The following is a 13,215-nucleotide window of genomic DNA, read 5'->3' on the forward strand; positions in this document are numbered from 1 at the left end:
AGGCCGGTGCTGGTGCCGGAACCGGTGCCGGTGCCGGTACGGCTGGCGGTACCGCTGCCGGCGCCGCCGAAGGCATCGGTGCCGACCGTCGTGCCTTGGCGGCGGCCGCCGTCACCGTGGTGATGTGGGCGTCCGCGTTCGTGTCCATCCGGTCCGCCGCGGAACACTTCGGCCCGGGCGCGCTCGCCCTCGGACGGCTCCTCACCGCCTCGCTCGTCCTCGGCTGCGTTCTGCTGGTCAAGCGGGTGCCCCTGCCGCCGCGCGCGGCCTGGCCGGGCATCCTGGCCTCCGGCACGCTCTGGTTCGGGCTGTACATGGTGGTCCTGAACTGGGGCGAGCAGCAGGTGGACGCGGGCACCGCGGCCATGGTCGTGAACATCGGCCCGATCGTGATCGCGCTGCTGAGCGGTTGGCTGCTCAAGGAGGGCTTCCCGCCGGGCCTGATGGCCGGCATGGGCGTCTCGTTCGTCGGCGCGGCCGTCGTCGGGCTGTCGATGTCCGACGGCGGCTCGTCCTCGCTGACGGGTGTGCTGCTGTGCCTGCTCGCTGCGCTGGCGTACGGCGCCGGCGTGGTCTCGCAGAAGCCGGCGCTGCGGCACGGGACACCGCTGCAGGTGACCACGTACGGCTGCTTCGTGGGGACGGCGTTCACCCTGCCGTTCGCCGGCCAGCTGGTCTCGGAGCTGCCGGAGGCCCCGGCCTCGGCCGTCCTGAACATGGTCTACCTGGGGCTGGGGCCCACGGCGCTGGCCTTCACCACCTGGTCGTACGCGCTGTCGCGCACCACCGCGGGGAAGATGGGCGCGACGACGTACGCGGTGCCCGCAGTCGTGGTGCTCATCGCCTGGACCACCCTCGGCGAGATCCCCGGCTGGCTCACCCTGCTCGGCGGAGCGATCTGCCTGGCGGGCGTTGCGGTCTCGCGACGACGGCCGACGCGGGTGGGCGGCGGCGGGGGGCGTACGGGCTGAGCCGGGCCGAGCCGAGCTCGTCATGGGCCGAGGGCGACATGGGGCAGCGGGACACCGACCGCCCCGGGCGAATCCGATGGCCCGACAGCCTTCCGGCGACGGGCTGGGCCTGCCGCGCACGGGTGCCGTCGGTGCAGGAGGCAGCCGCATAGGAACCGGTTCAGCTTCCGAGGCGGTGCGCGAGGTGGAGAAGGTCTGGCAGGTGCAGCACTCTTCCGTCGAATCCCGGGAGGGGGACATGCAGCGGCTGGGTCCAGTGGGCGGGGATGGCATCCAGCCCGTAGTACGCACCCGCGAGGCCTCCGGTCACCGCGGCGACGGTGTCCGTGTCGCCACCGAGGTCGATCGCCGCGCGTATTGCGTCTTCGAAGCTGGTGGTGGTGCGCAGGGCCCAGACGGCGGAGCCCAGGCAGGGCCAGACGGCACCGTTGAACTCGGTGGCCTGATCGGGGTGCCAGTCGGGCGCGAGGACTGTGGCGTAGCGGTCGCGGTGGGCGGGGTGGACAAGAGACAGGATGTCCGGGAGCGCGGTGAGGGGGTCGGTGTCCTCGAACGTGACGCGGATGAGTTCGTGGAAGATCGCGGTGCCTTCCCAGGCCGCGCGGTCCCCGTGGGTGAGGGCGGCGATGCGGCGGGCGGCGTCCATGGTGGCTTCTTGGCCGGCGGCCGCGAAGTGGACCGCGGAGGTCGATGCCCGCATCAAGGAGCCGTTTCCGGCTGCTCGCTGATTGACCTGGAAATGGATCGCGGCGGCGAGGTCCCAGGGCATGCCGTTGGTCAGGACGTCTTCGGTCTGCAGGCCGATGTCCTTCGGCTCTGATGCTGCCCACCGCTGGAAGCGGGCGAAGACGTCCGGCAGATCCAGTCCGCCACGCTCCAGCAGGGACTCCGCGACCAGGACGGCCATCTGCGTGTCGTCAGTGGCCTCGCCGGGGTCCCAGCCACCGCCTCCGCCCATCTCGCCACCGGCACCCGGCGCGGGAAACCGCGCGGAGAACGCTCCCGGTGGACCGAACTCGAAGGGGCCGCCCAGGGCGTCACCCACCGCTGAGCCGACGACCGCGCCTGCGGCCCGCTGAATCCGCTTCATTCGCGCAGGTTATGTGTGCCGTCTCGTCAGCCGCGCGGCGCTGTTCCGCAACCTGGTCTCCAACCTGACGGAGCTCGGCCGCGAAGACGGCGACGAGACCCGCATGTCCACCGAAATCGTCAGCGGGACGGCGCTCCATCGGCTTCTGGCTGATGCGACAGCGCCGAGTCCCGATTCGGGTGGGACCGGGGTAGGCCTGGGGTGGGGCCGGGATAGGTTCGAGGCCGGATGAACCGGGGCGTCGGATGTCGGGGGTGCGGTGTGGTGGAGAGCGAGTTGGACCTGCACGACGGGCGGAGGCTGCACGTGTACGACACGGGGGAGTCCGAGGAGAACCGCCTCGTTGTGTTCTGGCATCACGGCACGCCCAACATCGGTGCGCCGCCCGTGCCGCTCTTTCCGGCCGGTCATCGGCTCGGCATCCGCTGGGTGTCGTACGACCGGCCGGGTTACGGCGGGTCCACGCCACGGCCGGGCCGGGACGTGGCCTCGGCAGCGGGTGATGTGGCCGCCATCGCCGACGCGCTGGGGATCGGACGGTTCGCGGTCATGGGTCATTCCGGGGGCGGTCCGCATGCCCTGGCCTGTGGTGCTTTGTTGCCAGGGCGGGTCTGCGCGGTGGTCAGCGTGTCGGGACTGGCGCCGTTCGGCGCCGAGGGGCTGGACTGGTACGGGGGGATGGCCGAGTCCGGTGCGGCTTCGCTGAGGGCTGCGGCGCGAGGCCGGGCGGCGAAGGAACGGTACGAGGCGCAGGCCGCCTACGACCCGGAGATGTTCACTCCCGCCGACCATGCTGCGCTCGCGGGGGATTGGGCCTGGTTCGGTGACGTGGTCGGGCCGGCGCTGGAGGCCGGGCCGGGGGGACTGGTCGATGACGACCTGGCCTTCGTCGGACCGTGGGGATTCGATCCGGGTGAGGTTCGAGTGCCGGTTCTGTTGTTGCACGGAGGGCAGGACCGGGTGGTTCCCGGCGCGCACGGTCGGTGGCTGGCCGGTCGCTGTCCCGGAGCGGAGCTGCGGTTGGCCGTCGGCGATGGACACATCTCCGTACTGGACGGCGGCCCGGCCGCCCTGGCCTGGCTCGCGGAGCGGGCCGGGACCGGCTGATCCCGGCGGGCGGTGCGGACGGGGCGTGTGGTGGTTGTCCGGCTTGGAGGGCCGCACTACGTTCGTGGGGTGGATGATCTGTTCTCGCGGTCGTGGGCGGCGCTGCGAACGGCCGTTGCGGGGCTCGCGGACGAGGATTTCGCACGGCCGTCGGGGTGCCGGGGGTGGCTCGTGCGCGACCTGGTGTGCCATCTGGTCATCGATGCGCAGGATGTTCTGATCACCTTGGTGACTCCTGCGGCCACGGAACCGACCCGCGATGCGGTGACGTACTGGGAGGTCACCGGGACCGCGCCGACGGGGGAGGATCCGCTCGACGCGCTGACCGTGCGGTTGGCCGCCGCGTACGGGGAACCGGGGCTGCTCCGGTTCCACCTGGACGACGTCGGGGCCGCGGCGGGGCGCGCGGCCGGGCTCGTCGACCCGGAGCTTCGGGTCGGCACGCGTGGACAGGTCCTGACCGCGGGCGACTACCTCTCCGCCTACGTCCTGGAGTGGACGCTGCACCATCTTGATCTGGGCGCCCATCTGCCGCACGTGCCGACGCCGCCGGCGGGGGCGCTGGCACGCTCGCGGGAGATGCTGGAGAGGATCGCCGGCGCCGGTTTTCCGGCTTCGTTCTCGGATCGGGATGCCCTGCTCGTCGGTACGGGGCGACGCGTGCCGAGTGGGGAGGAGCGGGCTGAACTGGGGGAGCTGGCGGGGAAGCTGCCGTTCGTTCTTGGTTAGGCGTGCGGGTGGGGTCCAGCCAAGGGACGCGTAAAGGGGGCCATGACGTCCGATTCCGGCGGTGTGACCATGTGCCCGCGCGGGCGGGCGCCGCTCGCGCTGATCGCTGGCATCGGGCTGTAGGGCTTTGGAATGACGTCGATCGAGCGGACCGCGTATCCGCGGTTCAAGCGGCTGATCACCGCGCGTCGCATCAGTGATCACTGCTCGAGCAGATAGGTGCGATCAACTGACCAACCCATCAAAGAGACACGAGCTGGCCAGGAGACCCCAGCCGGCTGTTCCCGCAGGGTAGTCGGGCCCTGGTCAGATCGTGACCAGGACGTGGGCGGTGGCGAACTCGACCGAGACCAGGCCCGGTTCCTCGTCCTCGACCCAGGTGACGTCGATCTGGTCGAGGGGGTGGTCGGCCGGTTCGCCGGGGAATTCGGCGATGGAGGCGGCGTCGCCGGCGATGGAGATCCCGTGGATGGTGGTGGAGGTGCGCGGGTCGGCGCTCGGGCGCTCCTCGATGGGGACCAGCCACTGGAGGAGGTAGGGCAGTTGCGGGTCTTCCAGCAGTTCCAGCAGGCCGATCTGCTTCCACCTCAGGTCGAACCCGTCGGGGCGGACACGGTGACCCTCGGCCGAGGTGCGGCCGAGGCGGGCCTCGACCGGGGCGATGTCATCGACGGAGACCACCCAACCGAGCCAGCCTCCGCCCTCGGCGGCGCGGCGCACGACCGCCTGGCCGAAGGGTGCCCGGTCGGCGGCAGGGTGGTCGAGTGTGGTGACGACCTCGACGTAGGTGCCGCCGCTCAGCGGGAGAATGAAATTGCGGGTGCCGAATCGCGGGTGCACGCCCCCGTCGACGAACCCGGCGCCGAGGGCCGATCCGATCCACTGGACGGTCGAGACGAAGCTGTCGCGGGCCACCGCATAGGACACGTGATCAAGTCGCACTGCGCCGTCATCATTGGACAACCGGTACGAATCCCTACGCCGAGTCCCAAACAACAAGCCGACCGACGGACTAGGCTGCGCGCATGCCGCCCCAGCACCTGGCGTGCTCCGCCGAGGCACTGCTGCGCGTTGTCGAGAGCCTTCACGCGATGCCGTTTCCCCATACGGAGGAGAAGGCTGGCGATCGGTGGAGTGGTCCCGGGTATCGCGTGGCGGTGCTCGTGGAAAGCCAGGACTTCTGGCAGGACAGAAGCTCCGAGTCGGTGGAGGAGGCCGAGGAGAGCATCGAAGCCGATCTTGCCGGTCTGGCTGCGCTCCTCACGGAACGCTGTGGTGCTCCCGAGGCGGTTGACCTCGGGCCCTATCTCGGATTCGACAACCCGGATCCGGACTTTCAGGCGCCCGAGCCGATGGGCTTCCTGTGCGGTCTGGCCGGCAGCATGCAGGTGTGGCGGCCTCCTGCATCCGATCGCTGGATTGCCCTGGCCATCGGCCAGGCCGATCCTGAGTGGCCGCTGCAACTGCTCGCCGCGTTCGGCGAAGGCTCTGCGCTGCCAGGATGACCCCAGGGCCCCGGCCATCGCCGGTGGAGGCCATATCCGGGAGAAGACCCTCGCAGGGTAAGCCACCGCCGCCGCCGCGAAGGCAACCACGGCGGACGACCCAAGGTCATCGACGAGGACATACTCACGTTCGCCCAGGTGTTGAAGGAATAGGGGCGTCCTCGTCCTCGAGCTCGCCAGGAAGCTCACCATCAAGACTGGCGAGAACGCCGAACCGGACGAGCAGTAGCGACCCGGCGGCGTCGTATCCAGCTGGGACACTGCGGGCGTGAATCACGAGACACCCGCTAGCCCGTTCGAGGCCCACGTCGGCCCTCTGCCATCCAGAGCGCGCGCAGAACTCACCCGTACCAATTGGGAGGAGCTACCGCACGTCTGCTCGGGTCGACACGCCGGGTGTTCTCGTCGCGATGCTCGCGGCCGACCCAGTGGATCGGGTGAGGGCGGTGGGATACCTGTACCGGCTGCTGCTCAATCGAGGCCGAGTGTTCCCCACGACTGCGTCGGCCGCCCTGATCATCGCCACCCTGCTCGACGATCCACGCACCCTCGCCAAGGCCCGGTGGGAGCGCAGGGCGGGCGAGCGATCACTGCGCGCGGAACTGCTGAACTGGGTGGCCGCGTTCGCGGACGTCGCCCGTCTGGACGCCACAGAGCGGCCTCGCGCAGCGCAGGATCTGGGCGCGGCACGGGCGGCGCGACCGGCGCCGCACTCCCAAGTCGCACTCTTGTGCGAGGGCAGCGATCCACGGGTGAGGGAGGCCGCCGTCGCCGCCACCGCCCTGCTGCTCGCCGATCCGCTACTCGACTCTTCCATACCGTGCCACGCGCCGCTCGTCCGCGGCGTCCTGGCCACCAGCGCGGACTCTTACTACCGATGGATCGCCCGGGAACGGCTGGCGGCGTGGGGCGAGGACGTCGAGGGCCTCATCGCAGCTGAGGACGACCGCCGCGCAACGCTGGCCAGGGCGCGCGAGGTGGCCGGCGACCCGTGGGACGACGGTCAGGAGGCGGCGATCCGCTGGCTGGCCGAGCAGCCAGTCGATACCGCAGCCCAGGAACTGCCCGGACGCTGGCACCCGGATTGGATCGCCCTTGAGCCTGCGGTCCCGTCCGTGTCTGAGCCCGAGGAACCTGTGGCGGTCCCGGGAAGCCAATCGGGATATCAGGGGCCGTGGCGGATCGCGCGGGCTGAGGAGCACACAGAGTGGACGTTCACGCCCTTCGTCGGGGTCGGCCCGCTGCACTTCGGCATGACGCTGGAGGAGATTACCGACGCCCTTGACGAGCAGCCGACCGTAACGTCCTACAACAGTGAACTGCAACAGCTTGTCTACGCCGACTTCGCCGCCACCGCAATCAGAGCCCATTTCCGAGACGACCGCCTGGGATGCGTGGCCGTGAACGCGCTCGACGGCCCCCAAGTGAGACTTGACGACATTCCGTTGACAGGCTGCGTGCCGTCCCAGCTAGAAGAATGGCTTCTCCACCGCACTGCGCGACTGTCCTACAGCGTTGCGGGCGACCCGATCTGCACCGACCTCGGCCTCGCGGTCCGTTCCCAGCGGGCCGGCGACATCATGCTGACCCGACCACTCTTCCTGCTGCACGAATGGCGCGACCTCTGGCACTCATTGCCCCAAGAGGAATGGAACTTCGCGTAGCGCCCGCGCATCTCCACTGCCGACTGGCCCCGATGCCGAAATCCCACGCCATAGCGCGCTCGAAAGTTGATCGTCGTTGACGGCACCCCACGGTCCGCACCCACCAGGACTCCGCGAAACTCCGACTGGCCGCGTCGCGGTCGGTCGCGTCGGCCGGGTTGACCATAACCGGCGGCGGGAGCCCTCTGCGAACGGATCGTTCCGCCGCAGCCAGGCCCAAGGATCATCCCCACACGTGTGTGGGGAGCAACGGCCTATCTGCCCGTTCCAGGAACTGGTCGGGGTTCATCCCCGCGCATGCGGGGAACAGCAGCTCACCCTCGTCCTGGAGGAGGGAAACGAGGGTCATCGGCATTGATCAAGGAACCGGCCCGCGCGGTGACTCCCGAAGCCGTCGACAGACGACTTCCGTTCTCGGGTTCTAGCTCGCTTTCCGTGACGCGTGCACGGTGAGTGACATCCGCCGAGAGACCAGGGACCGAAGACGAGGCTCAGGTACAGACGATGGGGCAGCCGCGTCGGATCGAGTGCTGGGCGGCGCGCAGGAACAGCGCGACGTAGAACGCTGTGTCCAGATCCTTGGTCCACGGGTCTGTTCGAGTGGTGGCCAGTTCCATTGCCTGGTGCCTGAACCACCTGCTCAGGTCGAGGTTGTCGCATGTCGCCGGGGTTTCGGCGGGCAGAGCTATGGCTGTCGCCAGCTTCTCGGCGAGCGGTAGTACCTGGGGTGCGCCAGCGACCATGGACTCGTGGTCGTCGGATTCGACGGGCAGCCAGACCTCCTCATCGAGTGAGAAGGGTACGAGCACGGTCCAGCCGCAGAGGGTCTCCGATTCCTCTCGTGACAGGTGCGTCTGGCACAAGGCGAGGAACCCGGTCATGGATTGGGTCAACTTCTCCTCGAAATCTTGCCCTGAGCCAGGCGCGAAGTCCGTCTCTGGGGGAACGTCCTCGTAGGGCGGCAGGCCCCGACGCCTGAGTTCAGCATTGAGCGCTGAAGCAACCTCGCCCCATCCATCCTCCTCGTCACCGAACCATTCCTCAGCGCCCACGCTCACCAGATACACACCCATGTGGGGAAGCTATCGCGCGCATCTGACATCGATCAGTGAGCCGACAGGACTCGCTTGCGGAGCAGTGCGAAGCCAGCCCGGTCGAACATCTGACGCGTGAGCATCTTGATCCGGTTCACGTGTCCCTCGACGACGCCGGAGCTTCAGGGCAGGGTCCGGCCAGCGATGACCGCGTCGCGGTCTCGGTCGCTGCCGGGTCGCTTCGCGAGCCATGCGGCCAGGCTGGACGCCTCCCGGTCAGGAAGCAGATCCACCGGCCGGCGCGACTCGACGTCGACGAGCACCGTGCCGTAGACCCGTCCTTTGCGTGTGGCGTACTCATCAACACCAACCACCCGCGGGGCCGGGACCTTGGTTCGGGTAATGCCTCGAGCAGCCGCAACACCGCGTTGCGGCTGACGGACACCCCCAAGGCCCGGGCCATCCGGGCGCCAGCCTGGCCCGCGAGGGCGAGACCCACCACGGCAAGAGTCGCCCGCAACCGCTCCGGCCACCTGCAGTGCCGCCGGGTCAGTTCCGGCATCTGCTCAGCGAACGTCCGCCGAGCACAGGAAGACTCGGACAGAGGAACCGCCGGACTCGCAGTTGGAGGACCACCAGACGCCCGCCACTCGGTACGTCCGCAGGAAACCGCAGGTAAGACCTGTGCACCCGGGTCGACTGTCGTCACTCAGCGTGCGCGCATCACGGAAAGCGAGCCAGAACCCGCTCTCGTGTACAAAGCCAGTCAGTGGAGCCGCGGCAGGTCAACTGCTCCAGCGGCCCATGATGGCGTGATCGACGCGGAAAAGGGCGCCGCACTCCGCGCAGTACGCACTGCCGAAGACGTAGGTCAGTTTGCTGGCCACTTCGTGCTGACCATCGGTGAGAGCACGCGCGTGGAGCCGCTTGGCCATCCCTTCCAAGGAGGCGGGGCTTGCGGGCTGCAACTCCCTTCGGTGCCCAGCGGCCTCGTTCATGTAGAAGCTATCGGTCGTTGAGAAGTAGCCGTACTCGCCGAACACGACGAAGTTTTCGGCGTCACACACAAGGCAGGGGACCTCGAACTCCTCACCGCTGAGACCGTGCAGCTCCTCACCCCACACCTCGACTCCCTCGAAAGCCAGCAGGGCCTCCAGCAGCTCCACATAGCGATCTGGACTGTCGGTCAGCGACGGATGGCGCAGTGCCTGCTCCACCAGCTCGATCAGCTCAGCGATCTCGGCAGCGTAGGCATCTTTTGGATAAGGCGTCCCGTAGGGCCGGTCGGTGCTTGCGACGATGGAAGCGGCCAGGAGCAAGGGCATGGTTCGGTCTGTAGCCGTCAACTGGCGCGCGTTCTCGGCGAGCGCGGGCAGGGCGGCGTAGCTCGCGGGGTATATCGTTCCTTGGTGGCACAGACGGGACCAGAGCTCGTTCCACGCGGGACTCTCCGGGTCGGGCCCGGCTGCCTTGAGGAGGCCAGGCACGTCTTCGGCGGTGCCGTAGGCATGGGTGAGCTGAGACCATTCCGTCATAGGGCTGATCAAAGCAGATGCCTTTAGTGTCAAAGACTGCGCCCTGGCGAGGTGGCGTGTGGCAGTTCTGGGTCCTCCTTCTTGTGTCGGACGACACGAGAATGTCAGGGTCGGCGACACGCGGTGTGGCAGTGGCCTCAGACTGGTCGAGAGGGATGGCACCTGGTCTCGATATGTGTCACCGGCGCTCAGTTCGGCGGCTGCCATCATGCTGAGATGGCCCACGACACAGTGTTCTTCCTCGCTCCCGACAGCGAGACAGCCGCTGCGACGCGCTTGCGGGGACCTGGTCAGGCCTTTGAGTCGGTGACCTGCCGCTTCATTGAGCCGGACAGCGCCATCGCGGAGTGGGACATGTACTTTGAAGAACCCTCTGCCGAAGTCCCGCCGCTTGAGCAACTCTATGGGTGGACGTGGCCGGAGTGGGTCACTGCCCCCTTGAACGATGGCGTCGAGGTGTTTGCTCTGCCGCAGCGTTTGACCCGGGCGTTGGCCAATGCCAGCTCCTCCGCGCTAGAGGAGCTGGCGGGTCGCTGGACCACAAGGATCAGATCTGCCGACGGGGACGATATGACCGACGATGATCTACTGGTGGTCCTGCAGGGAGTTGCCCGGCTAGCGGCATCAGCGGTGAACACGGGTGGCGGACTCTATAGCTGGAGCTCCTGACCGTCCCGCACCTATCTCGACCAGTCACATGGTCGCTGTGGCTTCGTCGTACGCGGCCAGGTTCGCGCTGCACGAGGCGTGGCTGTCCGTCCGTGACATCGCGGAGGGCCGCCTGACCCACGCGTACGCGATGACGGTCGCCTCGGCGCAGGGCCTGACCGCGGAGGTCACCATCGCGTACCGGCTCCACACCGACTCCCGCACCCCCTACCCGGCCATGTCCCGGGCCCGTCGCGAGAGCCACCTCCACCTCCACCTGCCGCTGGACGAGCTGGGGGACCACCCGGCGCGTGCTGCCCTCGGTCCGCTGCGTTCGGAGGCCGACCGCCTGGACCGCGCCGTTGCCGCTTACGGGCGCCTGCTGGCGGTGGACGCGGACGACGTCATGGTCACGGACGAACTGGCTCGCATCCCGGCCCCGGCCAGGGAAGAGTTGCGTACATTCCCTGGCGGCAGCGCCCGTACGGGCACCTGCACACGGAGCAGCTGGCGTCACATGAGGGCGGCACGGGCGGCTGCGCGACGGGCCGAGGAGTCGCGGGTGCGTCCGAGCGCCGGGCTGCGGAGCAGCAGGCGAGGCTGGACGCTCCCGTCACCCCGGGAAGCGCCTTCGCGTCGGCGGCGTATGACGTCCTCGCCCGGGCCGGGGTATGGGCGGAACTGGCGTGGGAGGAAACCGGCCGCTGCACGGCGGCGGAGCGGCATGCGGAGTCAGTACGCCGGATCCGCGAGCGCATCGAGGAAGCGGGGCGGAAGAGTCGGCTGTCGCTCCGACTGGCCGGCACCAGCCGGAAGGAGACCCTGGCCCTCATCGAGCAGTATCGGCTGCAGTACGAGGCCGCGCTTGGGGAGGCGGAGCGGGCCGGGCGTGCCACGGCCGAGGCGGTGCGCTAGGCGATCCGGATCCTGACCGCGTACCCGCAGATCACTCCTCGCGCCCGCCGATACCCGGACCACTCCGCCCACGGACGCGCAGGCCCTGGCGAGCACTTTGGACGCGCTCCAGTCCAGCGTGCCGGCGCGGGTTGCCCGCCTCGACGCCCAGATCGCAGAGGACGTACGGCAGCTGCGCGCGGATGCGGCGGCGCAGATCGCTGAGGCCGCGCGCCACCGGTTGAGCGTGACCGAGCTGAGAGGGGAACAGTACTGCGCGAAGGGATGCGCTGTGCCGCCCCTGTCCGGCACGCCCGCGAAACCGACTAACGCGCCGCAGCACTGCGCGGCCGTCAAGACCGGCCTTCACCTTGGAGAGCGGCAGCCCCCGCCGAGTGGTCGAACTTCCGGTCTCCGCGGGCACCGGGGTCGCCGGACGGGGCACAACCGCCGCGCTATTGACGGACGTTGCCGAGCCGTCGGGGGGCTCCCCAGGTATCCCTGCTCCGTGCAGCTGCCGACGTTCTTGAGCTGAGCCCGGCGGTCTGCCCGCAGTGCGCATGCTCTGTCCGGAGACAGAAAACCTTCGAGCCCGCTTGTGGCCAGGCGGCCGGAATTGCATAAACACAGCCGAAAAGCTGGTTTCGACGAAAGTGCTCCCCTGGGACCTCCTGTCCACCTAAAGTGGCAGGTCAAAGAGTCTGCTCCCCGCACCCGCGGCGACGACCCCGACCGCACGGTCACCAAGACGAACGGGTCCTCCTGCTCCCCGCACTCGCAGGGATGGATGCTGGGTTGGTCCCGGCAGCCCGTGGGTATCCGACCACGACCGATGAAGGCGTGGTGAGGGAGGAGGCCGCGCGGATCGTACCCCTGGGTGGATCAGGCGGCGGGGACGTCGGTGAGGGGCCTTGGCGGGGCTGGGCGCGGTGCGTCGAGGGAGGACAGGCGTCCTTCCCCGGTGATGCGCCGGGTCGTCGCCCGGTCGGGGTAGCAGCGCATGAACATGTCGGTGAAGTGGCGTCCGTAGTGGAGCGTCTCCCGGGCGGGGGCGGGGGCGGGGGCGGGGGCGTCGGCGTCGGCGTGGTCTGATCTGTTGTCGGTTTCCAGTGGCTGCACCCGTGCGTCGAAGGACGGCTCGTGGAAGTAGGCGAGGGTGAAGCGTTCGCGGTCCGCCAGGCGCACCTTGTGCGGTGTGGAGAGCAGCGTCCCGTTGGTCAGGAACTGCAGGATGTCCCCCGGGAACACCGTGACCACCTTCGGCACCGGGGTCACGTAGCGCCAGCCCGGCTCGTGCTCGGCCAGTCCGGCCGAACTCTCGCCGGTCCGCCAGTTCCGGGGGCGTTGTTCACCTTCCAGGGGCGGCCGGACGTACAGGCCGCCCACTTCGTCCTGTGCCGCGATCACCAGCAGCCCGTAGTCGGTGTGGGAGCCGATCCCGCGTTCCACGGTCGTCGTACGGGGTGGGAAGCGCAGTACCCGCATGTGGTGCCAGCCGTCCCGGGTCAGCCGGTTGAGGTGGTCCGCCTCCGGTCCCTTCAGGTCCAGCCCGAGCGCGATCAGGTGCAGGATCCGCTCGCCGAGCGCTCCGACCGCTTCGAGGTACGCCTGCATCGCCGTCCGGAACGTCTCGCCGGGCCAGGGCACCGGACCGTGGCAGGGCAGTCCCGCCCGTACCCGCGGGTGGTGGTGGGGGAAGTCCGGCGTGATGGTGAAGATCTCCGGCTGGTCGCGCAGGCCGGCCGTGAGCTCCTCGCCGGACTCGATGTACCCGCTGTATGAGAGGTCGTTGACGCAGGTCGTCTTCTGTTCGAGTGGGAGCCGGAAGAACGCGCGTGCCGCGCGCATCGCCGACTCGGTGCGCTCCTCCAGTACGGCGTCGCGCTCGACCTGGAAGATCCCGTCGCGCTGCCACGCCCGTACCATCTCCTGCCCCAGCTTCCGCTGGTCGGCGGCCTCGTCCACCCGGAACGTCGGGAATCCGGACATCCTTGTGCCTCCTCTGGTCGGAACCTCCTGTCCGGTAGTACGGGCCGGG

The 13,215-nt window shown here is 69.1% G+C and carries 13 protein-coding genes; 6 read left to right on the forward strand and 7 right to left on the reverse strand.

Features of this window, described 5'->3' with window-relative positions; translation table 11 throughout:
• Positions 1-95 precede the first annotated feature (95 nt).
• The gene (locus ACGFQ9_RS23640; RefSeq protein ID WP_393576281.1) at positions 96-971 is read left to right on the forward strand and encodes a DMT family transporter; all 876 of its coding nucleotides are present in this window, start codon (positions 96-98) and stop codon (positions 969-971) included.
• A 160-nt stretch (positions 972-1,131) separates the two neighbouring features.
• Here the strand turns inward: ACGFQ9_RS23640 and ACGFQ9_RS23645 are convergent, their stop codons facing one another.
• Entirely contained in the window at positions 1,132-2,061 is a 930-nt protein-coding gene (locus tag ACGFQ9_RS23645) for an ADP-ribosylglycohydrolase family protein (RefSeq protein ID WP_393576283.1), read from the reverse strand.
• Between the two features lie 228 nt (positions 2,062-2,289).
• On the opposite strand from ACGFQ9_RS23645, the gene ACGFQ9_RS23650 reads away from it, so the two are divergent.
• A complete protein-coding gene (locus tag ACGFQ9_RS23650; RefSeq protein ID WP_393576285.1) occupies positions 2,290-3,168 on the forward strand; it encodes an alpha/beta fold hydrolase in 879 nt (292 codons plus the stop codon).
• 69 nt (positions 3,169-3,237) lie between these two features.
• Positions 3,238-3,897 (forward strand): maleylpyruvate isomerase N-terminal domain-containing protein, encoded by a 660-nt coding sequence (locus ACGFQ9_RS23655; protein WP_393576287.1) that lies wholly within the window; start codon positions 3,238-3,240, stop codon positions 3,895-3,897.
• Between the two features lie 306 nt (positions 3,898-4,203).
• Here ACGFQ9_RS23655 and ACGFQ9_RS23660 read toward each other — a convergent pair whose 3' ends face one another.
• On the reverse strand, positions 4,204-4,839 hold the full coding sequence (locus ACGFQ9_RS23660) for a VOC family protein (protein ID WP_393576288.1): 636 nt from the start codon (positions 4,837-4,839) through the stop codon (positions 4,204-4,206).
• Between the two features lie 83 nt (positions 4,840-4,922).
• Here ACGFQ9_RS23660 and ACGFQ9_RS23665 point away from each other — a divergent pair, with 83 nt between their 5' ends.
• Complete coding sequence (locus tag ACGFQ9_RS23665; RefSeq protein WP_393576290.1) at positions 4,923-5,402, forward strand: hypothetical protein; 480 nt, start codon at positions 4,923-4,925, stop codon at positions 5,400-5,402.
• A 446-nt stretch (positions 5,403-5,848) separates the two neighbouring features.
• Positions 5,849-7,066, forward strand: a complete 1,218-nt coding sequence (locus ACGFQ9_RS23670; RefSeq protein WP_393576291.1) for a hypothetical protein — start codon at positions 5,849-5,851, stop codon at positions 7,064-7,066.
• 491 nt (positions 7,067-7,557) lie between these two features.
• On the opposite strand, the gene ACGFQ9_RS23675 is transcribed toward ACGFQ9_RS23670, so the two are convergent.
• From ACGFQ9_RS23675 to ACGFQ9_RS23685, 3 genes are all read right to left on the reverse strand, one after another.
• The gene (locus ACGFQ9_RS23675; RefSeq protein ID WP_393576292.1) at positions 7,558-8,139 is read right to left on the reverse strand and encodes a hypothetical protein; all 582 of its coding nucleotides are present in this window, start codon (positions 8,137-8,139) and stop codon (positions 7,558-7,560) included.
• 143 nt (positions 8,140-8,282) lie between these two features.
• The gene (locus ACGFQ9_RS23680; RefSeq protein ID WP_393576293.1) at positions 8,283-8,633 is read right to left on the reverse strand and encodes a transposase; all 351 of its coding nucleotides are present in this window, start codon (positions 8,631-8,633) and stop codon (positions 8,283-8,285) included.
• A gap of 252 nt (positions 8,634-8,885) precedes the next feature.
• Entirely contained in the window at positions 8,886-9,635 is a 750-nt protein-coding gene (locus tag ACGFQ9_RS23685; protein ID WP_393576294.1) for a hypothetical protein, read from the reverse strand.
• A 216-nt stretch (positions 9,636-9,851) separates the two neighbouring features.
• Here ACGFQ9_RS23685 and ACGFQ9_RS23690 point away from each other — a divergent pair, with 216 nt between their 5' ends.
• Positions 9,852-10,304: a hypothetical protein gene (locus ACGFQ9_RS23690; protein WP_393576295.1), complete on the forward strand. Its 453-nt coding sequence runs from the start codon at positions 9,852-9,854 to the stop codon at positions 10,302-10,304.
• 24 nt (positions 10,305-10,328) lie between these two features.
• Here the strand turns inward: ACGFQ9_RS23690 and ACGFQ9_RS23695 are convergent, their stop codons facing one another.
• Both ACGFQ9_RS23695 and ACGFQ9_RS23700 read right to left on the reverse strand, forming a co-directional pair.
• Positions 10,329-10,478, reverse strand: coding sequence for a hypothetical protein (locus ACGFQ9_RS23695; RefSeq protein ID WP_393576296.1), 150 nt, complete (start codon positions 10,476-10,478; stop codon positions 10,329-10,331).
• Between the two features lie 1,581 nt (positions 10,479-12,059).
• Complete coding sequence (locus ACGFQ9_RS23700; protein WP_393576297.1) at positions 12,060-13,166, reverse strand: 2-oxoglutarate and iron-dependent oxygenase domain-containing protein; 1,107 nt, start codon at positions 13,164-13,166, stop codon at positions 12,060-12,062.
• Positions 13,167-13,215 lie beyond the last annotated feature (49 nt).

It is taken from the genome of Streptomyces sp. NPDC048603, from assembly GCF_043199475.1.
In the GTDB taxonomy this organism is placed as follows: Bacteria; Actinomycetota; Actinomycetes; order Streptomycetales; family Streptomycetaceae; genus Streptomyces.

Coding starts and splice junctions, on each gene's coding strand:
- ACGFQ9_RS23645 (WP_393576283.1), bottom strand. CDS start 2,061: ATGAAGCGGATTCAGCGGGCCGCAGGCGCGGTCGTCGGCTCAGCGGTG.
- ACGFQ9_RS23650 (WP_393576285.1), top strand. CDS start 2,290: ATGAACCGGGGCGTCGGATGTCGGGGGTGCGGTGTGGTGGAGAGCGAG.
- ACGFQ9_RS23665 (WP_393576290.1), top strand. CDS start 4,923: ATGCCGCCCCAGCACCTGGCGTGCTCCGCCGAGGCACTGCTGCGCGTT.
- ACGFQ9_RS23675 (WP_393576292.1), bottom strand. CDS start 8,139: ATGGGTGTGTATCTGGTGAGCGTGGGCGCTGAGGAATGGTTCGGTGAC.
- ACGFQ9_RS23685 (WP_393576294.1), bottom strand. CDS start 9,635: ATGACGGAATGGTCTCAGCTCACCCATGCCTACGGCACCGCCGAAGAC.
- ACGFQ9_RS23690 (WP_393576295.1), top strand. CDS start 9,852: ATGGCCCACGACACAGTGTTCTTCCTCGCTCCCGACAGCGAGACAGCC.
- ACGFQ9_RS23695 (WP_393576296.1), bottom strand. CDS start 10,478: ATGGTGACCTCCGCGGTCAGGCCCTGCGCCGAGGCGACCGTCATCGCG.
- ACGFQ9_RS23700 (WP_393576297.1), bottom strand. CDS start 13,166: ATGTCCGGATTCCCGACGTTCCGGGTGGACGAGGCCGCCGACCAGCGG.